This is a genomic window from Alphaproteobacteria bacterium, assembly GCA_017308135.1.
In the GTDB taxonomy this organism is placed as follows: Bacteria; Pseudomonadota; Alphaproteobacteria; order CACIAM-22H2; family CACIAM-22H2; genus Tagaea.
Genome location: JAFKFM010000011.1, coordinates 357602 through 382154 on the forward strand (window position 1 = coordinate 357602; position 24553 = coordinate 382154).

The window sequence follows — 24553 nt, forward strand, 5'->3', positions numbered from 1 at the left end:
CGAACCTATCACGAGTCGCATGTCGCCTCTTTTCATATGATGAATGACGGATTAGGATCGCCGTCGAAATCCCGGGGGGAAACATGGCCGACACGAAAAAGCGTCATTTCAAAAAGGGCGAACTGCGTTCCAAGCAATGGTTCGGCCGCACCGACCGCGACGGCATGGTGCACCGGTCCTGGATGAAGAATCAGGGCCTGCCGCATCATCTGTTCGACGGCCGTCCGGTCATCGGCATCTGCAACACGTGGTCGGAACTGACGCCCTGCAACGCGCATTTCCGCGATCTGGCCGAAAGCGTGAAGCGCGGCGTACTGGAAATGGGCGGCTTCCCGCTGGAATTCCCGGTGATGAGCCTGGGCGAAACCTTGATGCGCCCGACGACGATGCTGTTCCGCAACCTCGCCTCGATGGACGTGGAGGAATCGATCCGCGCCAACCCGATCGACGGCGTGGTGCTGCTGGTGGGCTGCGACAAGACCACGCCGGCCCTCGTGATGGGCGCCGCCTCCTGCGATCTGCCGACGATCGCGCTGTCGGGCGGGCCGATGCTCAACGGCCGCTGGCGCGACCAGCAGATCGGCTCGGGCACGCATGTGTGGAAATTCACCGAGCTGATGAAGAAGGGCGAGATGGACACCAACGACATGGTCGAGGCGGAAGCCTGCATGTCGCGCTCCGTCGGCCATTGCATGACGATGGGCACCGCCTCGACCATGGCGTCGATGATGGAAGCTTTGGGCTTGGCGCTGCCGACCAATGCCGCGATCCCGGCGGCGGATTCGCGCCGCAAGGTGCTCGCCCACATGACCGGGCGGCGCGCGGTCGAGATGGTGAAGGAAAACCTGAAACTCTCGAAGGTGCTGACCAAGGAAGCGTTCGAGAATGCGATCGTCGCCAACGGCGCCATCGGCGGTTCGACCAACGCGGTCGTCCACCTGCTCGCGATGGCCGGCCGCATGGGCGTGGATCTCACGCTCGCCGATTGGGACCGCCTGGGCCGCGAAGTGCCGTGCCTCGTCGATTTGATGCCGTCGGGCAAATACTTGATGGAGGATTTCTACTACGCCGGCGGCTTGCCCGTGGTGCTGCGCGAGATGGGCGACAAGCTCAACAAGAAGGCGCTGACCGTCAACGGCAAGACGATCTGGGAAAACGTCAAGGACGCGAAGAACTGGAACGAGAAGGTCATCACGCCGCGCAAGAAGCCCTTCAAGAAGCAGGGTGGCATTGCCGTCCTGCGCGGCAATCTCGCGCCCGACGGCGCGGTGCTGAAGCCGTCCGCCGCCACGCCCGCCTTGATGAAGCACAAGGGCCGCGCGGTCGTGTTCGAGGATATCGACGACTACAACCGCCGCGTCGACGATCCCAAGCTGGATGTCGATAAGAACTGCATCCTAGTGCTGAAGAATTGCGGCCCCAAGGGCTATCCGGGCTTCCCGGAAGTCGGCAATTTCGCGCTGCCGGCCAAGCTCTTGAAGCAGGGCGTGACGGACATGGTGCGCATCTCCGACGCGCGCATGTCGGGCACGGCCTACGGCACGGTCGTGCTGCACACGGCCCCCGAAGCCGCCGCCGGCGGCCCGCTGGCGCTGATCAAAAGCGGCGACATCGTCGAACTCGACGTGTCCAAGCGGCTTTTGAAAATGCACGTCTCGGACGCCGAGCTCGAAAAGCGCCGGAAGCAGTGGAAGGGCCCGCCGGTGCACGAAGCGCGCGGCTGGGTGAAGCTCTATGTCGAGCATGTGAACCAGGCCGACAAGGGCGTGGATCTCGACTTCCTGGTCGGCGGTTCGGGCGCCCCGATCGGCCGCGAAAGCCACTAAGGAGACCGCACCATGACGATGAGCGCCGAATTCCTGATCGTGGCGCTCATCGTCGTGGCCACACCCGGAACGGGCATGATCTACACCGTCGCGGCGGGGCTCGCGCGCGGCGGCAAAGCGAGCGTGGTGGCCGCGTTCGGCTGCACGCTCGGGATCGTGCCGCATATGCTGGCGGCGATCACCGGCCTTGCCGCGTTGCTGCACGCCAGCGCCCTTGCCTTCGATATCGTGAAATACGCGGGCGTCGTCTATCTGCTGTGGATGGCGTGGCAGACATGGCGCGACAAAGGCGCGCTCAGCCTGACGGCGGGCGGAAGTGCGCGCCAAGGCTTTCTGGCCGTGACCGTCGAAGCGGTGGCGATCAATCTGCTCAATCCCAAGCTCTCGATCTTCTTCTTCGCCTTCCTGCCCCAGTTCGTGGCCGCCGATGCGCCCGGTGCGGTCGGGCAGATGCTGGCGATGAGTGCGGTATTCATGGCGATGACCTTCGCGGTTTTCGCGCTTTACGGCTTGTTCGCGGCGGCGGTGCGCGACCGGATTTTGACCCGGCCCGCGGTGCTGGCCTGGATGCGCCGGGGCTTCGCGGCGACTTTCGCCCTGCTTGGCGCCAAACTGGCGCTGACGGAACGCTGACCACGGCGCCGGGGGTTGTTGGGGCGGGGGATGGGGCCCTATAAGAAGGGCCCGTTCCCGCCGACCCGGAAGCGCTCCGCCCAATGCCCAATTTCCCGCTACGCCCGAAATCCGAGAACCTGCTCGGCTCGCTGATCCGCGAAGTCTCCAAAGACGCGATGGATAAGCCCGGGCTGATTCCGCTGTGGTTCGGCGAGGGCGATCGCCCGCCCGCACCGGCGGTGGTCAAGGCGGCGCATGACGCGCTCGACCAGGGCTATCACTATTATTCGTCGAGCCTGGGCCGTCCGGAACTGCGCGAGGCCATCGCCGCTTACGTGTCGCGGTTGCGCGGCCTGAAGATCGGGCCGGAGCGCATCGCGGTCACGTCGTCGGGCAATTCGGCGATCCAGATGGCGATGCAGCTGATCGTCGATCCCGGCGACAACGTGGTGTTCGCCGTGCCGTTGTGGCCCAACGCGGCCGATGCGTGCGATCACCTCAACGGCGAAGTGCGGCGCGTCGCCTTGCGCTTCACCGACAACGCGGGCTGGTCGCTCGATCTCGACAGACTATTCGCGGCTTGCGATTCGCGCACCAAGGCGATCTTCCTGAACTCGCCGGGCAACCCGACCGGCTGGCTCGCGACCAAGGACGAATTGAAAGCCGTCGTCGAGTTTTGCCGCGCGCGGAACATCTGGGCGATCGGCGACGATGTTTACGAGCGCCTCGTCTACGAAGGCGATTACGCGCCCTCGCTGCTGGATTTCGCCCAACCCGGCGATCCGGTGCTGAGCGTGAATTCGTTCTCGAAAAGCTGGTGCATGACCGGCTGGCGCATGGGCTGGCTGGTCGCCCCCGAAGGTGTCGTCGACACGCTGGGCAAGATCATCGAGTTCAACACCTCCGGCGCGAATACGATGACCCAGCGCGCGGGCATCGTGGCGCTGCAGCAGGAGGATTTCGTGCGCGATCTGCGCGCGCACTACGCGCACGCGCGCGACATCGTGCATAACCGCCTGGCGAAATTCCCGAAGGTGCGCACGGCCCGCGCGCAAGCCGCGTTCTATTCCTTCTTCCAAGTGCAGGGGATGACCGACTCGGTCGAATTCTGCAAACGCGTGGTGCGCGAGGCGAATGTCGGCCTCGCCCCCGGCCGCGCCTTCGGTCCCGAAGGCGAGGGCTGGGTGCGGCTATGCTTCGCCATCGGACACGATAAACTCGAAACCGCCCTCGATCGATTGGAGCCTTTGCTGAAATGAGCGGATTCGTCGCCCTCGATTGGGGCACCACCAATCTGCGCGCCTTCCGGATCGCCGCCGACGGCACGATGCTGGATCGGCGCGAGCGCCCCTTGGGCTTGCAGGCGATCAAGAACGCCAATTTCGCCGGCGCCTTCCGCGACGTGGTCGGCGATTGGATGAACGATCCGTCGCGCCCGACCGCGCTGATGTGCGGCATGGTCGGTTCGGCGCAAGGCTGGATCGAAGCGCCCTACGCCACGTGCCCGGCCTCGGCCGCCGAGCTCGCTTCGGGCCTCGCGGTGGCGCCCGACGCGCATTTCGATATTCGCGTCGTGCCGGGCCTGCGCTGCCAAGGGGCGGGCGGGCCCGACGTCATGCGCGGCGAGGAAACGCAGCTCGTCGGCACGGGGCTTGGCGACGGCGTTTACTGCCTGCCGGGCACGCATTCCAAATGGGCGATCGTCGAAGGCGGGCGCATCCAGCGTTTCGCCACTTTCATGACCGGCGAACTCTACGCGACTGCGCGCAAGCACACGATCCTCGGCCGTTCGATGATCGACGCAAGCCACGATCCGTCCGCCTTCGCGAAAGGCTTCGTGCGCGCGCAAGCGCCGGGCGGCTTGCTCAACCATCTGTTCATGGTGCGCACGGCATCGCTGCTCGAAGGGCTGAAGCCGGCCGAAGCGCCGTCCTATCTCTCGGGCCTGTTGCTGGCGCATGAAATCGCGGCGGCGAAGGAATGGTGCAAGCCCGCGCGCGTCGTCGTCGTGGGTGCTGGCACGCTGGTGCAGAATTACGCCGTGGCGCTGGCGATGGCGAATGTCGAAGCCGCCGCCGTCAATGGTGAGCACGCGTCGGCCGCCGGCCTCTACGCCATCGCGAACGCGGCGGGGCTGCTCAAGCGATGAAAATCCTGGTCCCCGACGCGCAATTCGCCCTCGACCCCGATGTCGAACGCACGGCGCTGCCGGAGGCCGAGTTCATCATCCATCGCGCGCGCGATCCGTTGCAGATCCCGGATTCGGTCTGGGCCTCGGCCGACGGCGTGCTGGTTTGGCAGGACATGCCGCTCGACCGCGTCGTGGCGCGCAAGCTCACGCGCTGCCGGATCGTCGTGCGCCACGGCGTGGGCTACGACAAGGTCGATCTGGAAGCCTTCGCCGAGCGCAACATTCCCGTCTGCAACGTGCCCGATTACGGGATCGAGGAAGTCGCCAACCACGCGATCGCCTGCGCGCTCAGCCTGCGCCGGGGCTTGCCGACCTATACCGAAATGCTGTCGCTCGATCCCGTCGCGGGCTGGCAATGGAACGTGGCGCCGTTGGTGCGCCGTTTGACCGGCCAGGCTTTCGGTATCGTCGGGCTGGGGCGGATCGGCCAAGCCGCCGCCGCGCGCGCCAAGGCGCTGGGCTTCGACGTTGGCTTCTACGATCCCTATCTGCCGGTCGACGAACCCGCCGCGCAGCCCTATTTGCGCTTCGCCGAGCTGGGCGAGATGCTGGCGCAGTCCGACATCGTCTCGATCCATTGCCCGCTGACCCGCGAAACGCACGGCATGTTCGGGGAATCGACCCTGGCGCGGCTCAAAAAAGGCGCGATCCTGATCAACACGGCGCGCGGGCCCATCGTCGATACCGACGCTCTGCTGCGCGGAATCGAGGCCGGGGCGATCGGCGGCGCGGCGCTGGACGTGCTGCCGCAGGAACCGCCCGACCCCGACGACAAGCTGGTCGCGGCCTATCGCGTTCCGCCGTCCTGGCTCGCGGGACGCTTGATTTTGACCCCGCATGCCGCTTTCTACAGTCCCGAAAGCTGGTACGATCTGCGGTATAAGGCGGCGGACACGGCCGGGGACTGGCTCAAGAAGGGCAAGCTGCGCAATTGCGTGAACCGGCATCTGTTCCCGCCGGGCGCGCTGCCTGAGTAGCTTGGACCCACGTAAGCTGGCTTAGAACAAAAACGCGACGGGAGGAGACGGTTTTATGAAGGCGGTCGTCACAGGCGGGACGGGTATGCTCGGCAAGAAGCTGGGCAAGGCGCTGCTGGCGCGTTCCGAGATCACGAAGATCGTGCTGTTCGACGTGGTCGATCCGGGCGATACGCCCAAGGACCCGCGCATCGAAATCGTCGTCGGCGAAGTCTTCGATCCCGCCACGATCGCCAAGCTGATCACGCCGGATACGGGCGCCATCTTCCATCTCGCGGGCGTCGTCAGCGCCGGGGCGGAGCGCGATTTCGATCTGGGCTACCGCGTCAATCTCGACGGGACGCGCGTCGTGCTCGAAGCCGCGCGCAAATTGCCCAAGCCCGCCAAACTCGTCTTCGCCTCGTCGCTGGCCACCTATGGCGGCGATCTGCCGGAGATCATTCCCGACGATTTCCGCCTGACGCCGCAAACCTCCTACGGCATCCAGAAGGCGATGGGCGAAATGCTCGTGGCCGACTACACGCGCAAGGGCTATCTCGACGGCCGCTCGCTGCGCCTGCCGACGATCGTCGTGCGCCCCGGCAAACCCAATCTCGCCGCATCGACCTTCGCGTCGTCGATCATTCGCGAACCGCTTGCCGGCCAGAAAGCCGTGTGCCCGGTTTCGGCCGATGCGTGGATGCCGCTGCTGTCGCCGCGCCGCTGCATCGAAGCGTTCCTGCGCGCCTACGATCTGCCGTCGTCGGAGTGGGGCTGGAATCGTTCGTTGATGCTGCCCTCGCTCGACGTCACGGTCGGCGAGATGGCCGCAGGACTGAAGCGCCATTCCGGCGCCAAGGCCTTCGACCTGATCGAATGGAAGCAGGACGAGATGATCGCCAAGATCGTCGCGGGCTGGCCCAAGCGCCTCGATTCCAAGCGCGCGCGCAAGATGGGCTTCCAATCCGATACGTCGATGGACGAATTGATCCGCAACTATGTCGAAGACGACATGCCGAAAGCCGCCTGATGCGTAGACTCGTTGCCGGCTGGTCGGCCGCCGCCCTGACCGCCTTCCTGTTCCTGCCCTGGCAAGCGATCGAAGATGGTTTCTTCGGTTTCGGCTGGATCCAGGATTATCCCGACGATCGCACCGCCAGCGCGTTGTTCTACGCGCTGGCCTTCGATCGCCCGTGGCTGTGGGGCGTGTTGCCCTTCGTGGCGCTGGGCCTGCTGGCGCTCGCCTTTCCGCGCGAAGATCGCCGCTTCGGCCAGACGCTGGTCTTCGCCGGTCTCGGCGGGCTCGGCTACACGTTCTTGCAAGGCTTCGCGATCGGCATCACCGGCCTGCAATGGACCTGGCTTGCCCCGCTGATCGGCGCGATCGAAACGTCGCAATACGGTTTCGGCTGGGGCGCCACGATCATTCTGTTCGCCTTCCTGATGATGACTTCGCTGGGCGTGGCGGCGCTGGGCTATTTCCGCGGCGACGCCTTCATCGCGGGCTCGGTCATCGTGTCGACGGCGCTGATCCTCGCCTTCGTGTTCTTCCCCATCGCCACGATGCTGGCGGGGGCGGTCACGGACGAACACGGCAATCTGGCGCTGGAGCTGTTCTGGCGACGCTTCTTCGCCGACGACATCTGGGAACTCAACTGCCTTGTCGGCGGCCCGCGCTGCGGCGTGGTGTTCAACACCGTGCTGCTGGGCGTGCTGACCGGCGCCCTTTCCACGTTGATGGGCCTTGCCTTCGCGCTGGTCGTGGTGCGCACCGGCCTGCCGTGGCGCAAAGGCCTGCGCGCGCTGACCATCCTGCCGATCATCACGCCGCCTTTCGTGATTTCGCTCGCCATCATCGTGCTGTTCGGGCGCACGGGCATCGTCACGTGGTTCCTGGAAGTCGCGTTCGGCATTCCGCCGTCGCGCTGGATCTACGGTCTGCCGGGCGTGCTGATCTCGCAGCTTCTGTCGCAGATCCCGGTCGCGTTCCTGGTGATGATCGGCGTGGTCGAAGCGATCAGCCCGTCGCTGGAGGAAGCCTCGCAAACGCTGGGTGCGTCGCGCTGGCAGACCTTCCGCACGGTCACGTGGCCGCTGCTGCGCCCGGGTCTCGCCGCCGCCTTCCTGCTCGGCTTCGTCGAAAGCCTCGCCGATTTCGGAAACCCGCTGGTCCTCGGCGGCAATTTCGACGTGCTGTCGACCAAGATCTTCTTTGCCATCGTCGGCGCGCAGCACGATCCCGGCCGCGCCGCCGTCTTGGCGATATTGCTATTGATCATGACGCTGGGCGCCTTCTGGATTCAGATGCGCTGGCTCGGCAAGCAAAGCTACGTGACCGTCACCGGCAAGGGCGATTCGGGCCTGTCGGCGGAATTGCCGCGCAAGCTGAAGCGCGTGCTTTACTGGACGACGATCCCGTGGGCGGCCTTCACGCTGGTCACCTACGCGATCGTAATCTTCGGCGGCTTCGTGCGCGATATCGGCCGTTTCGATCTGGAATTCACGTGGCGCCATTATCTCGACGCGTTCCGCGTGGAGCTGACCGAGCGCGGCATGTTCTTCTCGGGCTCCGCGTGGGATTCGCTCATCACCACGATCCAGGTCTCGGCGATTTCGGCCCCGCTCACCGGCATCATGGGTTTGCTCGTCGCCTATATTCTGGCGCGCACGAAATTCGCGGGTCAGCGCACCTTCGAATTCCTGACCATGCTGTCCTTCGCCATTCCGGGCACGGTCGTGGGCGTGTCGTATATCGTCGCGTTCAACGTGCCGCCGCTGGAACTGACGGGGACGGGCCTCATCCTCGTCATCTGCTTCGTGTTCCGCAACATGCCGGTGGGCGTGCGCGCGGGCATGGCGGCCTTGTCGCAGATCGACAAAAGCCTCGACGAAGCCTCGCTGACGCTGGGCGCCCGCACCGCCACCACGGTGCGCCGCGTCGTAATGCCGCTGCTGCGGCCCGCGATCGTGGCCACGCTGGTGTTCAGCTTCGTGCACGCGATGACGGCCGTTTCGGCCGTGATCTTCCTGGTGAGCGCGCGGCACAACATGGCGACCGCCTATATCGTCGGCCGGGTGGAGGCGGGCGAATTCGCGCTCGCCATCGCCTATTCGACGGTACTGATCGGCGTGATGGCGCTGGCGATCGCGATCATTCAACTCGGCGTCGGACGCCGGCAGCTCGGACGGCGCGGCCAACAAACGGCCGCCGCCCTCGGCGGACATTGAGGAATAGGGACGGACGATGACGAAATCCACGACCAAGAAGGGCCCGGCCTCGGTCGAGTTCCGCAACGTGACCAAGCGCTACGGCACGGTCGCGGCGGTCGGCGGCGTGTCCTTCACCATCGAACCCGGCACGCTGGTCACGCTGCTTGGGCCCTCGGGCTGCGGCAAGACGACGACGTTGCGCCTGATCGCGGGGCTTGAAATCGCCAGCGAAGGCCAAATCCTGATCGCGGGCGAGGACGTGACGAATTTGTCCGCCGCCGATCGCGACGTGTCGATGGTGTTCCAATCCTACGCGCTGTTCCCGCATATGAACGTGCTGGACAACGTCGCCTACGGGCCGACGGTCGCGGGGCAGAAGAAATCCGACGCCTACGATCTCGCGCGCCAGAAACTCGCGCTGGTCGGCCTCAAGGATTACGATTTGCGCCTGCCGTCGGAATTGTCGGGCGGCCAGCAGCAGCGCGTGGCCGTCGCCCGCGCGCTGACGATGGAACCGCAGGTGCTGCTGTTCGACGAGCCGCTCTCCAACCTCGATGCCAAGCTCCGCCGCCGCGTGCGCGAAGATATCCGCGATCTGCAGCGCGATCTGAACCTGACCGTCGCTTACGTGACGCACGACCAGCAGGAAGCCTTGGCCGTGTCGGACCGCGTGATCGTCATGTCCAACGCGCGTATCGCCCAGATGGGCGCGCCGCGCGAATTGTACGAAGCGCCGGCCAGCCTGTTCGTGGCCGATTTCATGGGCGATTCGAATCTGATCGACGCGACGGTCGAACGCGTGTCGGGCGATCAGGCGCTGGTGAAGATCGGCGTCACGTCGCTGGAATTGCCGTCGCGCGGCACCAAGCCCGGCCCGTGCAAGGTCTCGATCCGCCCGGAATCGCTGAGCGTGACGGCGTCGGTCCCGCAAGGCCCGGCGATCCCCGGCACGATCCGCAAGGCCGCGTATCTCGGCACGCATATGGAATACACGCTGGCGGCCGAGATCGGCGAATTGTTCGTCGTCGATCGCGACGTGGCGAACCCCAAGCCCGTGGGGTCGACCGCCTATCTCGCACTCGCCCGCACGGGTGTTTCGATCGTGCCGAGCACCTAATCAGAACGCGACGGAGGTTCCGCCGTCGACGATCAGCACCGTGCCGGTGACGTAGCTGCCGGCGGGCGAGCACAGCAATAGCGCCGGCCCGGCGAGTTCCTCGGGCATGCCCCAGCGGCCGATGGGGGCCCGCGCTTCGACCTGGGCGCGGAACGCGTCGGTCTGGTGCAGGCCCTTGGTCAAATCGGTCACGAAGAATCCGGGCGCGATGCCGTTGACCAGCACGCCATGCGGGGCCAACTCGATCGCCATCGCGCGAACGAGGCCTTCCAGCCCCGTCTTGGCCGAGGCATAGGCCGCTTGTTGCGGGCGCACGGACCGCGCCATCAGCGACGTGGTGTAAAGGATGCGGCCCCATTTGTTGGGCACCATGCGCCGTGCCGCTTCGCGCCCCAGCACGAAACCCGCGCGCAAATGCGAACCCAAGATCGCGTCGAAATCCGACGTCGGATAGTCGAGCAACGGCTTGCGTATCGCCGAGCCCGCGTTCGAGATGAGGATATCCAGGCGCCCGTGCTTGGCGACGATCCGGTCGAGCGCGGCGATCGCCGCCGCCTCGTCCGTCACGTCGAAGGCTTCGGCGTCGCCGCCGATCTTGTCCGCCGCCGCTTTCGTTTCCGCCGCGTTGCGCGCGGCCAGCACGACCTTGGCGCCGGCTCCCGCCAAAGCCGTCGCCATCGCGTAGCCGATACCGCGCGAGCCGCCGGTGACGAGCGCCACGCGGCCCTTAAGATCGAACATTTGGGCGGGAGTCATGTTTCCATCCTTCGTTTTTATTCGTCGAGAAACGCTTTGAGTTTGTCGGCGACGCGCGTCAAGGACAGCACGCCGTCCAAATGGCCGCCATTGCCGGGAATAGCGACGAGGTCCGCCTGCTTGCCCTGGCGCTTCAGGATATCGACGGCCTTCTGCGCGTAGCCGGGCAGCAGCAGCAAATCGCTTTCGGCGGGAATGAAGAGCGCCCGCGCTTTGATGCGGCCGAGCCCTTCCTCCAGATTGTTCTGGTGGCCGGTTACGAACAGCTGGTTCGCGCGCACCAGATAGACGAAATGGTTGGCGTCCGACACGCGGGCACGGGCGAGCGACACTTGGTCGAGCGTGGCGTCGATCGCGAAGCGGTTGTCCCACGACGCGAGCGGGTTCTTGGTCGTTTCCGCCCAGCGTCGCCCGAAGGTCGCGTCGGCCCAGCCATGGGCGCGCGCGTCGATCGTCACCATCTTCAACGCGAGGGCGAGTCCGTTGGTCGGTTCCGGCCCGCCATACCAATCGCCGTTGTTGAAATTGGGATCGAGCAGGATGGGCTGCGCCCAAACCGCCAACCGCGCGATCGTATAGGCGTCGGCTTCGCCCACCCCGATCACCGGCACGACGCGTTTGACGAAATCGGGGAAGGCGGCGGCCCATTCCAGCGCCTGCATCGAGCCCATCGACGCGCCCACGGCGGCGTGGACGGATGTGACGCCGAGGGAGTCGAGCAGCGCCTTTTGCACGTTCACGAAGTCGCGCATCGTCACGATGGGAAAGCGCAGGCCATAGGGCTTGCCGGTCGAAGGATCGATCGAGGCGGGGCCGGTCGTCACCGTCGTGCCGTCGCGCGTGTTGAGATTGACCAGCGAGTCGGCCGAGACGACGAAATACTTGTCGGTATCGATCGCCTTGCCCGGCCCGATGATCGCATCCCAATAGCCGGGCGCGGGCTGGTCCGACCGGTAGCGCCCGGCGGCGTTGGAATTGCCGGAGAAGAAATGCGGCACGATCACCACGTTGTCGCGCGCGGCGTTGAGGCGCCCGTAGCTTTCCCAGCCGATTTTCACATCGGGGATCGTGGCGCCGCCGACGGTCGTGTAGCTCGGCAGTGCGAAAACCTTCTTCTCGACGATGCCGACGCCGCGATCCTGCGCGTGCAGAGGGGCGGCGAACAGCAAAGCTGCGACGGCCGCGAGGGCGATCCGGATTCGCATGAGTTTTCTCCCCGTATTCGCCCGACTTTAGTCATGCGAACGGCCGGCGCCAAGGACTTGCATCCTTTACGCCCGCGCGCCAGGATCGCCGCTCACAAAATTCCAGGAGGAAGCGATGGCGGGTCGGTTGGCGGGGAAGACGGCGTTCGTGACGGCGGCGGGGCAGGGTATCGGCAGGGCCAGCGCGCTGTCCTTCCACGCCGAAGGCGCCAAGGTGATCGCGACCGATCTCGACACCGCGAAGATGGCCGATCTCGCCGACAAAGGCATTGTCGTGCGCAAGCTCGACGTCATGGACCGCGCCGCGATTTTCGCGATGGGCAAGGAATTCGCCGCCGTCGACGTGATGTTCAACTGCGCGGGTTTCGTCCATCACGGCACGATCCTGGACTGCGACGACAAAGCCTGGGATTTCTCGATGAACTTGAACGTCCGTTCGATGTTCTGGACGATCCAGGCCTTCCTGCCCGCGATGCTGGAGCGCAAGAAGGGCACGATCGTCAACATGTCGTCGGGGGCCGGCCCGGTGAAGGGCCCGCCCAACCGCTTCGTCTACGCCGCGTCGAAGGCGGCGGTCGTGGGCTTGACGAAGTCGGTCGCCAGCGATTTCGTGAAACACGGCATTCGCTGCAACGCGATCTGCCCCGGCACGGTCGACACGCCCTCGCTGCAAGGCCGCATCGGTACGGCCGCGGACGTGGAACAAGCGCGCAAGGATTTCCTCGCCCGCCAGCCGATGGGCCGTTTCGGCACGGCCGAGGAAATCGCTGCGTTGGCGCTGTTCCTCGCCTCGGACGAATCCGGCTTCATCACCGGTGCCGAGTTCAAGATCGACGGCGGCTGGTCGCTGTAACTAATACGTGCTGCGCCCGCCGGTGATGTCGAAAACGGCACCGGTCGAGAAGGAGCAGAGCGGCGAGGACAGCCAGAGCACGAGGGACGCGATTTCGTCGACTTGGACGAAACGGCCCATCGGGATCTTGCTCAGCATGTATTCGACATGCGCCTCGGTCATCTGCTTAAGGATGTCGGTTTCGGCGACGGCGGGCGTCACGCAATTCACCAGCACGTTCGACTTGGCGAGTTCCTTGCCGAGCGATTTGGTGAGGCCGATCAAGCCCGCCTTCGCGGCCGAATAGGCCGGCGCGTTCGGGTTGCCTTCCTTGCCGGCGACCGAGGCGACGTTGACGATGCGCCCCCAGCCGCCCTTCACGATATGCGGCACGGTCGCGCGGCAGCACAGGAAGGGCGCGGTCAGATCGACCTCCAGCACCTTGCGCCAATCCGCGACCGGGTATTCCCAGGTCGTCGCGTTGGGGCCGGTGATGCCGGCGTTGTTGACCAGAATATCGATGCCGCCCATCGCACCCACCGACCGGTTGGTCGCGGCGGCGACGGCGTTCTCGTCGGTCAAATCGGCTTCGGCCGTGTGCACGTCGCCTTGACCCGCCAAGCGCTTCACGGCGGCATCGAGGGCCGGCGCATCGCGGTCCCACAAGGTGACGGAAGCGCCCGCCGACAAAAGCTTACCCGCGATGGCGAGGCCGATACCCCGCGCCCCGCCGGTGACGATCGCGCGTTTTCCCGCAAGATCGATGGCAGCGCTCATGACGGTTCTCCTTGCTTCAGTGACTGCGTGCGGCTCCCAGCCGCCGTTCCAGCGACGCCGACCAGCGCGACATCGCGAAACACGCGAACCAGAAAATCGTGCCGGCGAAGACATAGCCTTCGACGTTGTAGCCGACCCATTTGGGATCGGCCGACGCAGCATGCACGATGCCGAGCAGATCGAAAAGCGAGACGATCAGCACCAACGTGGTGTTCTTGGAGAGCGCGATAAATTCGTTTGCAAGGGCCGGTAACGAAATCCGCAAGGCTTGCGGCAGCACGATCAGGATCGTCGCGCGCCAATAGCCCAAGCCCATCGCGGCGGCGGCTTCGTATTGGCCCTTGGGCACGGCCTGCAAGCCGCCGCGGATCGCTTCGGCCATATAGGCGGCGATGACGAGCGTGAGGCCGACGACCGCGCGGATCAAGCGATCGACATTGATCGGCAGGATCAGCGGCAGCAGCAGCGAGGCGAGGAAGATCACCGCGATGATCGGCACGCCACGCCAGAATTCGATGAACGCGACCGAGATCGTGCGGATGACCGGCAGTTCCGATTGCCGGCCCAGCGCCAGCAGCACGCCCAGCGGGAAGGCGAAGATGCCGGAATAGACCGTCATGAACACGGTCAGCATCAAGCCGCCCCATTGGCGCGTCTCGACATAGGGCAAGCCGCCGAACCCGCCGAGCAGCAGCCAGAGACCGATGAAGGGATAGACGACCAGCAGGGCCGGGATCGCGTAGCGTTTGCCGGGCAAGCGCCGCCAGCCCGCCCAGGTGCCGAAAACCACCAGCAGCGCGCCGGCGAGATCGATTCGCCAGGTCTGGCTCGACGGATAAAGCCCGTACATGAACTGGTCGAAGCGCGCGCGGATGAACACCCAGCAAGCGCCGCCCGCGCCGCAGGCCGAGCGGTCGTCGCCCAGCCATGCGGCTTTGAAGATCGTCCAGTCGAGCAGCGGCGGGACGAAGCGCCACACGACCCAGATGCAGGCGAGCGTGATCGCCGCGTCGACCCAGGTCGCGAATAGATTGGTGCGGATCCAGGCGAGCGCTTTCATCGCGTCACCAGGGCGATGCGCGAATTGTACCAGTTCATGAACATCGACACGGCCAAGCCAGCGATCAGATAGATCGCCAGCGTGATCGCGATGATCTCGATCGCCTGGCCGGTGGCGTTGAGGGCCGAGCCCATGAACACGCTGACGATTTCCGGATAGGCGATCGCAGCCCCAAAGGACGAATTCTTCAGCAGGTTCAGATACTGGCTGGTCATCGGCGGGACCATCACGCGCAGCGCCTGGGGCACCACGATCAAGCGCAGCGTCTGGCCGGGCGAGAGGCCGAGCGACGCGGCCGCTTCCTTCTGGCCCTTGCCGACGGCCAGGATGCCGCCGCGCACAACTTCGGCGATGAAGCCGGCGGTGTAGGTGACGAGGGCCGCGAGCAGCGCCACGAATTCCGGCACCAATACGAAGCCGCCGCGGAAATTGAAGCCGCCGCGCACCGGCACGTTCCAGCTTGTCGTCAACGCGACGACGATCGCGGCGGCGAGCGGCACGCCGACGATCAACGCGGTGCCCGCCGCCCAGATCGGGAAGGCCTTGCCGGTCGATGCTTGGCGTTTGGCGGCCCAAACGCGCAAGGCCAGGAACAAGACGACGCCGATCGCGAACGCAATCGACACGGCGGCGAAAGGATGGCCTTCGGTCGGGGCGGGCACGTAAAGCCCGCGATTATTCAGGAAGAAGGTGTCGAAGGCGGCGAAGGAATCGCGCGGCGGCGGCAGCGCGCGAATGACGCCGAAATACCAGAAGAAGACGAACAGCAGCAGCGGGATGTTGCGCACGAACTCGACGAAGCCGGTCGCGAGGCTGCGCAGCAGGAAATTCTTCGAAAGCCGCGCGATGCCGATCAGGAAGCCGAGGATCGTGGCGAGCGCCATCCCCAGCAGCGAGACCAGCAGCGTATTGGCCACGCCGACCCACAGCAGGTCGACGATGTTGTTCTGCGGCGTGTAGTCGACGATCTTGAAGGGAACGTCGATGCCCGACGTGCGCCAGAGGAAGTCGAAGCCGGACGCGATGCCGGCTTTGACCATATTCTCCGACGCGTTGGCGACGAAATACCAGATCGTCCCAAACATCGCGCCCGCGACCGCGGCCTGGGAGATCCAGGCGCGGACGCGGGCGTCGTAGAACCAGCGCCGAAGCGCTGGGCTCATTGGAACGGCGAGGTGAACAGCAATCCGCCCTTGGTCCACAACTGGTTGGGACCGCGGGGCAGCTTCAGGGGCGAATCCATGCCCACCGTGCGCTCGTAGCTTTCGCCGTAGTTACCGACCTGCTTGATCGCGTTGTAGAGCCAGTCGTTCGACAGGCCCAGCATCTGGCCGAAATTGCCTTCCACGCCCAGGATGCGGCGGACTTCGCCGTTGGTCGAGGAGCGGCGCATTTCGTCGACGTTCTTCGACGTGATGCCGAAATGCTCGGCGGCGATCATGCCGTTGAGCACCCAGCGCACGACCGCCTGATAGCGCTCGTCGCCGTAGCGCACGGTCGGGCCTTGCGGATCGTTGGAGATCAGCTGCGTCAGGATGACGTGATCGTCCGGCGCCTTCAGCTTGGAACGTTGCCCCGCCAGCGCGCCGAAGCCGGCGGTGTAGGCGTCGCAACGCTCGGCGTCGTAGGCGGCGATGGCGTCGTCGTTGCGCTGGAAGTTGACGATCGTCACCTTCTTGCCGCGCTCGGCGAACCAATCGGTCGCTTGCTTTTCTTCGGTCGAACCGGCGGCGACGCAAACCGTGGCGCCGTCCATCTCGTCGGCCTTGGTGATGTTCGCCTTCTTGCGGACAATGAACGTCTGGCCTTCGTAGAAGTTGATGCCCAGGAAGTTCACGCCCAGCGAGGCGTTGCGCGAGAAGGTGATCGTCGTGTTGCGCGACAGCAGATCGACCTGACCCGATTGCAGGATCGGCCAACGCTGCTGGACCGAGGTCGGCGTGTACTTGACCTTGGTGGCGTCGCCCAGAACCGCGGCGGCCAGCGCCTTGCAGAAATCGACGTCGATGCCCTGCCACACGCCCTTGTCGTCGGCGAAGGAGAAGCCGGGCAGGCCCAGATGGACGCCGCATTCCAGATGGCCGCGGGCCTTGATGGCGTCGAGCGTGGGGCTCGGCGTCAATTGCTGGGCGGAAACCGCACCGGCGAAGCAAAGCATAAGCGCGGCGGATGCCGCGAAACGACGAAGCATGGATAGACTCCCTGAGTTCCGGGCCGCGGGGTTTGTCCCCGGGCCGGTTGAGGATGGCGGATATTGGCGTGGTGTCATCGCGGAAGCAAGGGAGTGTCTTTTAATTGTCATAATCGATGCGCTAGGATCGGCTCCGGGGAGAACCAATACCAATGTCCGCACGGTTGGAGATCGACCGGGTCGAGGCCGCTTATGGCGGCACGCGCGTATTGAAGGGCGTCAGCCTGGATGTCGCCCCCGGCGAGTTCGTCGCGTTGCTCGGTTCGTCGGGTTGCGGCAAGACGACATTGCTGCGCTGCATTTCGGGTTTCGTCCCGGTCGCGGGCGGCGCCATCCGCGTGGGCGGGCGGGATATCACGCCGATGCCGCCCGACAAGCGCGAAATGGCGATGGTGTTCCAAAGCTACGCGCTGTGGCCGCATATGAGCGTGGCGCAGAATATCGGCTACGGCTTGCGCTTGCGCAAAAAGTCGCGCGCGCAAATCGCCGCGCGCGTCGCCGAGATGGTGGCGATGCTGAAGCTCGACGGACTCGGCGAACGCAATGTCACCCAGCTTTCCGGCGGTCAGCGTCAGCGCGTCGCATTAGGTCGCGCGCTCGCCGTCGATCCGCAGATCCTGTTGCTGGACGAGCCGTTGTCCAATCTCGACGCGCGCATCCGCGAAGACGTGCGCCACGAGATCAAAGCGCTGCAACGGCGCCTGGGCATCACCACGATCCATGTGACCCATGATCGCGAGGAAGCGATGGTGATGGCCGACCGGATCGTCATCCTCGATGCCGGCACGATCGCCCAGGTCGGACGGCCGGAGGAAGTCTATAACCGCCCCGCATCGGCGTTCGTCGCGTCCTTCATGGGGGCGAACAACGCGATCCGCCTTGATCTTGCGCGCAGCGGCGCCAAGCTGCGCGTGGCGCCGGGACCGCATAATCGCGAAGCCGAATTGCCCTACGAAGGCGCCATCGACGGCAAGGTCACCGCGCATTTCCGCTCCGAGGCCGCGAAGCTGTCGCTGGCGGGCGATGCCGATCCGCACGGCGCCTTGGCGCTGGAAGGGCGCATCGTCCAGGCCGCCTATCCGGGCGGGTTCTGGCGCTACGCGGTCGCGGTGGGCGACCGGCAATTCATGGTCGACGACGAACGGCGCGTGGACGTGGGCGTGAACGCGCGCGTCGTTCTGCCCGCCGAAGCGCTGCACTTCTTCCCCGCGGAGGGAGCGTAACGCAAACGTCGCAGAGCACGCGTATTGGAAAAAGCGCCCGCCGGTCCGCCGGACGGCGGGTGCGATCAAGCCCGGCGGATACGGAGGAGAACATGCAACGACGGACATTGATCGCGGCCGCCTTGGCGGCGGGTGCGGTCGCCGCGACGCTGCCGGGGGCGGTCAACGCCCAGGCGCGCAACGTCACGATCAACGTGCTGACGGCCGGCGACCAGAACATGGTCGACTACATCACCGAATTCCTGGGTCCCCAGTTCGAGAAGGCCAATCCCGGCGTGCGCGTGCGCGCGGTGGGGACGGGCCCCGGCGACGCGGGCTCGCAGCGCATCTGGGAGCGGCTTGAAGCGCAGAAGCGGGCGAACGCGGCGAGCGTCGACGTGGACGTCGCGATCGTCCACCAGAAGATGGCCGGCCAGATGGTGAAGGACGGCTTGCTGTCCAATTATCGCGGCCAGGTTTCGACCGGCAACATGGCGACCAACGCGGTCACCAAGAACGCGCTGGGCGTGAATGTCGACGGCTATGTGATGCCGATGTTCAACAGCCAGGTCGCCATCGCCTACAACCCGGCGCGCGTCGCCAACCCGCCCAAGACCTTCGACGAACTCGTCGCTTGGGCCAACGCCAATCCGAAGAAGTTCGGCCATAACGGCATTCGCGGCGGCATGTCCGGCGTGGGTTTCGTGTTCGGCTGGCTTTACGCTTACGCGCCCGATCAGAAGAAGCTGATCGAAGGCCCGTATGACGACGCGACCGTGCAGGCGCTGACGCCGGCGTTGCAGAAGCTGAAGGCGTTCAACGGCGTGTCGACGATCACGCCGGGCAATGCCGGTACGCTCGACGCGCTGAACCGCGGCGAGATCGATATGGGCCCGGTGTGGATGGACATGTTCTATTCCTGGCAGGGCGAAGGCCGCTTGCCGCCGACGCTGAAACTGACGCTGCTGGAAACCGGTCTGCCGGGCCAGCCGATGTACTACGTCATCCCCGACAAATCGCCGAACGCGGATATCTCGCGCAAATTCGTCGAACTCGCGACATCGCCGGTCGTTCAAGCTAAGGGCATCGTCGAGCGCTTCAACTGGCTGCCGGGCATCGACGCCCAGCATGTCCAGTCGCATCTCGACGCCAAGCTGTGGGAACGCCTGTTCCGCGACGTGCCGCCGGACATGCTGAACAAGATGGGCCGCCCGATGCCGCAGGCCGATTACTTCACCAAGATTCAAGAGCAATACGAAAAAGTGGTCTTGAACTGACGTAAGGGACGGGGCGGCGGTTTCGTACACCGCCGCCCCGTTTTCATTTCGATGGGTCCCACACGCGGCGTTTCCGTTTTGCTGATCTTCCCGGCGCTCGCCATGGCGCTGGCGTTGTTCATCTATCCGTTGGGCTACTCGCTCGTCGGCGCGTTCCAGGACAAGGCCGGCGTCTGGACGCTCGGAAATTTCGTGCGCGCGTGGGAGCTTTACCGTCTCGACACGCTGTTCACCGTTTTCATCGTCGGCCTGTCGACCTTCCTGATCGCGGTGATTTCCGTGTCGATCGGCGGGTATCTCACACTCGGCAATTCGCCGGTCGCGAAAAAGATTCTCGATTGGCTCTATCGCTGGCCGCTCTTCGTGCCGTTCATCGTCGCCGCCTTGTGCATGCGCACGTTTCTCGGCCGCAACGGCATGATGAACAACGCGTTCGTGTTCCTGGGATTCATGGACCAGGAATCGGCGCAAAGCTTTCTCGACTGGCGCGGCATCGTCATCACTTTCGTGTGGAAGCAGACGCCGTTCGTGACGCTGATGGTCGCGGGCGCGATGGCGGGCCTCGACCGTTCGACGATCGACGCCGCGCGCAATCTCGGCGCTTCGCGTTTGCGCGTGCTGCTCGAAATCGTCGTGCCGCAGATCCGCCGCACGCTGGCGGTCGGCTTGATCCTGTCCTTCGTCACGATGATGTCGGTGCTGTCGGTGCCCATCATGTTGTCGGGCCAAAGCCCGTCGATGCTGACGGTCAATATGGCGTGGCGCATCAACTCGGTCGGCGATTACGGCACCGCGAACGCGCTGGGCTTCGTCTCGTATCTGCTGACCGGCCTCGCGGCGTGGTTCTATTTGCGCGAAGCCGTGCGCGACAAGCAGCAAGGGCTGACGCGATGAAATGGATTTTGCGCGCCGGTCTGCTCGCGGTCTTCGCCTTTTTCGTGCTGGGGCCGATCGGCAATTTGATGATTTGGTCGGTGGCCGAACAATGGTTCTGGCCCAACCGCCTGCCGTCGCAATGGGGCTTCCGCTTCTGGGAAGTGGTGTTCCGCCCGACCGGCCGCGCGATGGAATCGCTGTGGCTGTCGATCTGGATCGCGCTGCTGACGACGGCGACGTGCCTTATCGTGTCGGTGCCGGCGGGCTACGCGCTCGCGCGGGGGAAATTGCCGTGGCGGCCGATCGTGATGCTGATCTTCCTGCTGCCGCAGGCCTTCCCGAATCTGCCGGTCTATATCAACATCGCGCGCATCTTCTTCGAATACGACCTCAACGGCACGGTCGCGGGCGTGGTGATGGTCCACGCGGTGCACGGGCTCGTGTTTTCGGTGTGGATCGCGACGGCGGCGTTCGCGGCGATCGATCCCGAGCTTGAGCAAGCCGCGCGCAATATCGGGGCGTCGGGCCCGCGCACCTTCTTCGAAGTGACGCTGCCGCTGGCGCTGCCCGGCATCGTGGCGAGCGCGATTTTCGTGTTCCTCGAATCGCTCGACGAATTCACCGGCAGCTATTTCGTCGGCGCGCCGGAAATCCGGACCTTGCCGCTGATGCTTTATTCGGCGAGCGCGGGCGGCAATATCCAGATCGCGGCGATCTCGGCCCTCATCCTTCTGGTCCCGTCGATCCTGTTCATGCTGCTGGTCGAGCGGTTCCTGAAGGGTGAGGTTCTGGCCAAGATGGGGCGTTAGGTCCCCCAGATTTCGCGCGTGGCGCTGGAGTACCAGCCCTGCGTATAGCTTGCCTCCAGCTTGCGGAAAGCGGCCGCATCCGCCGGCGTGCGCGGGGAAACGCCGCCAGCCCCCTGCACCGCGACGATGCCTTGCGGCGTGGCGCGATAGATATCCGCGACCGAGATGCCGTAATCGGGCGACAGCAGCGAATAGCAGGTATTGGCGTAGACGGGCGCGAACGCCGGACGGCCGTTCAACGCCGCCGCGATCGCCTTGGCGACGAACTTGCCTTGGCTGTTCGCGGCGAAGCCCGATTTCGGCATGGCGCCCGCGATCGACGCGTCGCCGATCACATGGATGTCCTTGATGCGCGTCGATTCGAAGGTGATCGGATCGACCGGGCACCAGCCGGCACTGCCGCCGTCGGGATTGGCGAGGCCCGCATCGCGCGCGATCTTGCCGGCGAATTGCGGCGGCACGACGTTGATGACGGCCGCGCGATGGCGCTGACCGAATTCGGAGACCAGCGTGCGCTCGCCCGCGATCACTTGGGTGATGCGCCCGTCCTTATTGAGCGGCACCCATTCGATCAGGCCGGGATACAGCGCGTTCCAGCCGTCCTGGAACAGCGGCTGCTTGGAGAACGCGTCCTTCGCGTCGAGCGCCAGGATCTTCGAGCGCGGCTTGGTCGTCTTCAGATAATGCGCGATGACCGAGATGCGCTCATACGGGCCCGGCGGGCAGCGATAGGGGTTGCCGGGCAACGCCAGCGCCACCACGCCGCCGTCCGGCATGGCTTCGAGCTGACGGCGCAGCAGCAGCGTCTGCGCGCCGCCCTGCCACGCATGCGGCAGAATCTCGGCGGCGGCTTCGGTGTAGCCTTCGATCGCACCCCAGCGGATATCGATGCCCGGCGACACGACCAGCTTGTCGTAGCGGATCGACTGGCCGGAACCCGTGCGCACCGTTTTGGTCGCGGGATCGATGGCGACGGCGATGTCGCGCACATGGCGCACGCCATGCGTGCCGGTCAGCGCGTTGTAGGTGTGCGTGATCTCGCCGATCTGTTTGAACCCGGCGATGACGTAGTTCGAGAACGGGCAGGTGACGAACTCGGATTTCGGTTCGATCAGCGTGACCGCGATGCCGGGATCTTCCAGGCGGATGAACTTGGCGGCGGTGGCGCCGCCGAAGCCGCCGCCGATCACGACGACATGGGCCTTGGCCGGGGCGGTCTGCACGGCGCAGGCCGACAGGGCGGAGGTGGCGAGCAGCGAGCCGGTGAAGGCGCGGCGCGAGAGTTTCGTGCGGGTCATTTGCGTCATCTCCCCGTTAGCGCCAATTGGCCGAAATTTCGCGGGCGATCGCGGCGAGCTCGTCGTCGCTGAAGCCCTTGGCGTGGCGGTTCATCACCGTCGCCGGCCGGCGGTCGTTCTTGAAATCGAGCATGGCGGACAGAAGCTGCTGCTCCGTGCGGCCGTTGATCGGCGGGATTTCGGCGATGCTGCGCCCGGCGGGGCCGTGGCAGCCCGAGCAGGTCGCGGCGAGCACGCTGCCGGGGATGGGGGCGGCTTGCTGGGCGTGCGCGGCGGCACCGGCGAGCAAGCTGGCCGCGAAAGCGGCGGAAAGGATGACGGAACGCATGTGACTCCCTCTTCGTTCGAGCCCCCGGGCGGGGATTTCGTTTTGGCGGCGATTGGGCGCGAGTGTGGCCGCATCCCCCGTCACCTAGCAAGTGATGGGGACTATTTGCGGGGCCCGCACGGCCCCGGCAACGCGTTTTATCTAAAGAGGTAATTTAGCGGATTTTGACGCCGCCCCGTCGGGCGCGACCTTAGGCGACGACGCCGACGATCACGTGCCCGTCGACGCCGGCCAATGGCGCCAGCATCGCGACCCAGCCATTGCCTTCATCCGCGACCAGCATCGGCGTCGCGGTGAGCAGCGATTCGAGGGCGGCTTGCGCGATCGGATCGGTCAGGGCGATGGCGGCATCCGGCACCGCATCCAAGGTTTCCTTGACCGTGTTGCCGACGACCCGCCAGCGATAGAGATCGGCCCCAGCCTCGGCGAAGGGCACGAGCACGAAACCCGCTTGCGCACCGTTGTTTGGCAGCCGCATCAGATTGAACGCCGTGCGCGCGGGGATACCATCGTCGATGCCGCGCGCACCCTCCCATGCCCAAACGAACTGCGCGAGCGGCTCGGGCAGGTCGGCGCCGGGATCGAAGCGGCGAATGGACGGAAGCGCTTTGGCGGTGGCGAACATGGCAGGGGCGGACATGCGGCTCATTGTATGTACCGGTGCTGAGGCCGGACTTAAAACCGCTTTAACCGAAATGTGTCAGGAAGGCGAGACGCTCGTCGAGATAAAAGCCAAATTCCGCAAGAAATCCCGCCGCAATCAATATGCCCGTCGCGATCAAAACAAGCCCCGCGATCGCTTCAAGGCGGTGCAGGGCGGAAGGTCCCAGCGGTGCATGTCGCGCCAGAACGACATAGGCGATGGCGCTCGCGAGCCAGGCGGGCCAGCTCAGGAAAACGCCGTAAGTTGCGAGCGCTAGGCCCGACGCGTCCGCCGCCGCCGCGAGGCCGGGGCCGGGGATCGGCGTCCAGCCGAAGGCGAAGGCGAAGCCAACGCATATCGCCGCGATAAATTTTGCCGGGATGCGCCAAACGGGTGCGCGTGCGGCGCGGCGCAACCCCGGGATGGGGGCGGCCCCGAGCGCATGCAATCCGTAAGCGACGATGATGGCGCCCGCCAATAGCGTGAAGGCATGCGCTTTGCGGATCAGCACGCCATCGCCCGCGTTGAGGGCGCCGAAGCCGAGCCCGAAGGCGAGGGCGAATAAGGCCGCCGAAGCGGCAAGGCGCGCGATCGCCCCCGGCGGCGCGCCATCGGCATCGCCCCATTCGTCGCGCAAAATCGCCGCCGCCCACGCGATGAAGGCCGGCCAAAGGGGCAGCATCGCGGCCCCCAGGGCGCCACCCAAACCATCCGCCGCAGCTTGCAGGATCGAACTCATCTATCGGGAATCTAACAGAAACCGGCGCTTGATCCAGATCAATGCGCCCTGCGGCGTTTCGTCCAGAATGGCATTACCGGCAATCGCTTATATTGCCGGGATTGGAGCCCCCCGATGACCTGCACCCGCGAATGCCGCCCGCAAGCCGATGAAGCCGCGCCCGAATGCAAGCGCGGCTGCGGCGCGACCGCGCGTCGCTTGGCGGCGATGCTCGAACCCGATATCGCGATGCGCAATCTGATGGGCGCGCAGCTCGAAATGCTCAGCGCGCTGGGCGGAAAAAAGCTCTGATCGAGGCTTTGTAGCCGTCGGGCATATTCAACGCGTCGATTTCCTCGGGCGCGAACAATTCCAATTTCTTGTGTTCGTGACTGATGCGCGGGCGGACGCCCGTCAGCGGCGCGCACGCATAGGTCACGATCACGACCTCGACGCCCGGCGCGATGCGATAAAGCCAGGAATCGAGAATGCGCTCGGGCACGGCTTTCAGCCCGAGCTCCTCGTCGATCTCGCGCGCGAGGCATTCTTGCGGGTCTTCGCCCGGTTCCAGCTTGCCGCCGGGCAATTCCCATTCGTCGCGTTCGTTGAACAACAGACAGACGCGTCCGTCGATCGTCACGACACCCTTCATCGCGACGGGAAAAC

Annotated in this window: 25 protein-coding genes; 14 read left to right on the forward strand and 11 right to left on the reverse strand. The window is 65.3% G+C overall.

Features of this window, described 5'->3' with window-relative positions:
• Positions 1 to 83 precede the first annotated feature (83 nt).
• The 8 genes from J0H39_21055 (at position 84) to J0H39_21090 (ending at position 9915) form a co-directional block, all read left to right on the forward strand.
• Positions 84 to 1826, forward strand: coding sequence for a dihydroxy-acid dehydratase (locus J0H39_21055; GenBank protein MBN9499252.1), 1743 nt, complete (start codon positions 84 to 86; stop codon positions 1824 to 1826).
• A gap of 18 nt (positions 1827 to 1844) precedes the next feature.
• The gene (locus J0H39_21060) at positions 1845 to 2459 is read left to right on the forward strand and encodes a LysE family translocator (GenBank protein ID MBN9499253.1); all 615 of its coding nucleotides are present in this window, start codon (positions 1845 to 1847) and stop codon (positions 2457 to 2459) included.
• Positions 2460 to 2542: 83 nt separating this feature from the next.
• Positions 2543 to 3700 (forward strand): pyridoxal phosphate-dependent aminotransferase, encoded by a 1158-nt coding sequence (locus J0H39_21065; protein ID MBN9499254.1) that lies wholly within the window; start codon positions 2543 to 2545, stop codon positions 3698 to 3700.
• On the forward strand, positions 3697 to 4590 hold the full coding sequence (locus tag J0H39_21070; GenBank protein MBN9499255.1) for a 2-dehydro-3-deoxygalactonokinase: 894 nt from the start codon (positions 3697 to 3699) through the stop codon (positions 4588 to 4590). The genes J0H39_21065 and J0H39_21070 overlap by 4 nt, the downstream gene beginning before the upstream one ends.
• Positions 4587 to 5609, forward strand: a complete 1023-nt coding sequence (locus tag J0H39_21075; protein ID MBN9499256.1) for a C-terminal binding protein — start codon at positions 4587 to 4589, stop codon at positions 5607 to 5609. Before J0H39_21070 ends, J0H39_21075 begins: the two co-directional genes overlap by 4 nt.
• Before the next feature lie 55 nt (positions 5610 to 5664).
• The gene (locus tag J0H39_21080; protein MBN9499257.1) at positions 5665 to 6618 is read left to right on the forward strand and encodes an SDR family oxidoreductase; all 954 of its coding nucleotides are present in this window, start codon (positions 5665 to 5667) and stop codon (positions 6616 to 6618) included.
• Positions 6618 to 8816 carry an iron ABC transporter permease gene (locus tag J0H39_21085; protein MBN9499258.1) on the forward strand — a complete coding sequence of 733 codons (2199 nt, stop codon included), beginning with the start codon at positions 6618 to 6620 and terminating at the stop codon, positions 8814 to 8816. The genes J0H39_21080 and J0H39_21085 overlap by 1 nt, the downstream gene beginning before the upstream one ends.
• A 16-nt stretch (positions 8817 to 8832) precedes the next feature.
• Complete coding sequence (locus tag J0H39_21090) at positions 8833 to 9915, forward strand: ABC transporter ATP-binding protein (protein ID MBN9499259.1); 1083 nt, start codon at positions 8833 to 8835, stop codon at positions 9913 to 9915.
• Here J0H39_21090 and J0H39_21095 read toward each other — a convergent pair whose 3' ends face one another.
• Entirely contained in the window at positions 9916 to 10671 is a 756-nt protein-coding gene (locus J0H39_21095; GenBank protein MBN9499260.1) for an SDR family oxidoreductase, read from the reverse strand.
• A gap of 17 nt (positions 10672 to 10688) precedes the next feature.
• Positions 10689 to 11876: a homoserine O-acetyltransferase gene (locus tag J0H39_21100; GenBank protein ID MBN9499261.1), complete on the reverse strand. Its 1188-nt coding sequence runs from the start codon at positions 11874 to 11876 to the stop codon at positions 10689 to 10691.
• Between the two features lie 115 nt (positions 11877 to 11991).
• Here J0H39_21100 and J0H39_21105 point away from each other — a divergent pair, with 115 nt between their 5' ends.
• Positions 11992 to 12729, forward strand: coding sequence for an SDR family oxidoreductase (locus tag J0H39_21105; GenBank protein MBN9499262.1), 738 nt, complete (start codon positions 11992 to 11994; stop codon positions 12727 to 12729).
• Here the strand turns inward: J0H39_21105 and J0H39_21110 are convergent, their stop codons facing one another.
• From J0H39_21110 to J0H39_21125, 4 genes are read right to left on the reverse strand one after another with little or no spacing between them, the layout of a single operon-like run.
• Positions 12730 to 13485, reverse strand: a complete 756-nt coding sequence (locus J0H39_21110; GenBank protein MBN9499263.1) for an SDR family oxidoreductase — start codon at positions 13483 to 13485, stop codon at positions 12730 to 12732.
• 16 nt (positions 13486 to 13501) lie between these two features.
• Positions 13502 to 14545: an amino acid ABC transporter permease gene (locus J0H39_21115; protein MBN9499264.1), complete on the reverse strand. Its 1044-nt coding sequence runs from the start codon at positions 14543 to 14545 to the stop codon at positions 13502 to 13504.
• Positions 14542 to 15708 carry an ABC transporter permease subunit gene (locus J0H39_21120; protein MBN9499265.1) on the reverse strand — a complete coding sequence of 389 codons (1167 nt, stop codon included), beginning with the start codon at positions 15706 to 15708 and terminating at the stop codon, positions 14542 to 14544. The genes J0H39_21115 and J0H39_21120 overlap by 4 nt, the downstream gene beginning before the upstream one ends.
• The gene (locus J0H39_21125; protein ID MBN9499266.1) at positions 15705 to 16736 is read right to left on the reverse strand and encodes an amino acid ABC transporter substrate-binding protein; all 1032 of its coding nucleotides are present in this window, start codon (positions 16734 to 16736) and stop codon (positions 15705 to 15707) included. Before J0H39_21125 ends, J0H39_21120 begins: the two co-directional genes overlap by 4 nt.
• 152 nt (positions 16737 to 16888) lie before the next feature.
• Between J0H39_21125 and J0H39_21130 the strand changes: the two genes are divergently transcribed.
• The 4 genes from J0H39_21130 (at position 16889) to J0H39_21145 (ending at position 20900) form a co-directional block, all read left to right on the forward strand.
• Positions 16889 to 17959 carry an ABC transporter ATP-binding protein gene (locus J0H39_21130; GenBank protein ID MBN9499267.1) on the forward strand — a complete coding sequence of 357 codons (1071 nt, stop codon included), beginning with the start codon at positions 16889 to 16891 and terminating at the stop codon, positions 17957 to 17959.
• Between the two features lie 92 nt (positions 17960 to 18051).
• Positions 18052 to 19215 (forward strand): extracellular solute-binding protein, encoded by a 1164-nt coding sequence (locus tag J0H39_21135; GenBank protein ID MBN9499268.1) that lies wholly within the window; start codon positions 18052 to 18054, stop codon positions 19213 to 19215.
• Between the two features lie 51 nt (positions 19216 to 19266).
• Complete coding sequence (locus J0H39_21140) at positions 19267 to 20109, forward strand: ABC transporter permease subunit (protein ID MBN9499269.1); 843 nt, start codon at positions 19267 to 19269, stop codon at positions 20107 to 20109.
• Positions 20106 to 20900 carry an ABC transporter permease subunit gene (locus J0H39_21145; protein ID MBN9499270.1) on the forward strand — a complete coding sequence of 265 codons (795 nt, stop codon included), beginning with the start codon at positions 20106 to 20108 and terminating at the stop codon, positions 20898 to 20900. Before J0H39_21140 ends, J0H39_21145 begins: the two co-directional genes overlap by 4 nt.
• Here the strand turns inward: J0H39_21145 and J0H39_21150 are convergent.
• The 4 genes from J0H39_21150 to J0H39_21165 form a co-directional block, all read right to left on the reverse strand.
• A complete protein-coding gene (locus J0H39_21150; GenBank protein MBN9499271.1) occupies positions 20897 to 22198 on the reverse strand; it encodes an FAD-dependent oxidoreductase in 1302 nt (433 codons plus the stop codon). The genes J0H39_21145 and J0H39_21150 overlap by 4 nt on opposite strands.
• A 16-nt stretch (positions 22199 to 22214) precedes the next feature.
• The gene (locus tag J0H39_21155; protein MBN9499272.1) at positions 22215 to 22526 is read right to left on the reverse strand and encodes a hypothetical protein; all 312 of its coding nucleotides are present in this window, start codon (positions 22524 to 22526) and stop codon (positions 22215 to 22217) included.
• A gap of 190 nt (positions 22527 to 22716) precedes the next feature.
• Positions 22717 to 23166, reverse strand: a complete 450-nt coding sequence (locus J0H39_21160; protein MBN9499273.1) for a hypothetical protein — start codon at positions 23164 to 23166, stop codon at positions 22717 to 22719.
• Positions 23167 to 23212: 46 nt separating this feature from the next.
• Positions 23213 to 23908, reverse strand: a complete 696-nt coding sequence (locus tag J0H39_21165) for a hypothetical protein (GenBank protein MBN9499274.1) — start codon at positions 23906 to 23908, stop codon at positions 23213 to 23215.
• Positions 23909 to 24022: 114 nt separating this feature from the next.
• Between J0H39_21165 and J0H39_21170 the strand changes: the two genes are divergently transcribed.
• The gene (locus tag J0H39_21170; protein ID MBN9499275.1) at positions 24023 to 24199 is read left to right on the forward strand and encodes a hypothetical protein; all 177 of its coding nucleotides are present in this window, start codon (positions 24023 to 24025) and stop codon (positions 24197 to 24199) included.
• Here the strand turns inward: J0H39_21170 and J0H39_21175 are convergent.
• The gene (locus tag J0H39_21175) at positions 24171 to 24539 is read right to left on the reverse strand and encodes an NUDIX domain-containing protein (GenBank protein ID MBN9499276.1); all 369 of its coding nucleotides are present in this window, start codon (positions 24537 to 24539) and stop codon (positions 24171 to 24173) included. The two genes, J0H39_21170 and J0H39_21175, sit on opposite strands and share 29 nt — an antisense overlap.
• Positions 24540 to 24553 lie beyond the last annotated feature (14 nt).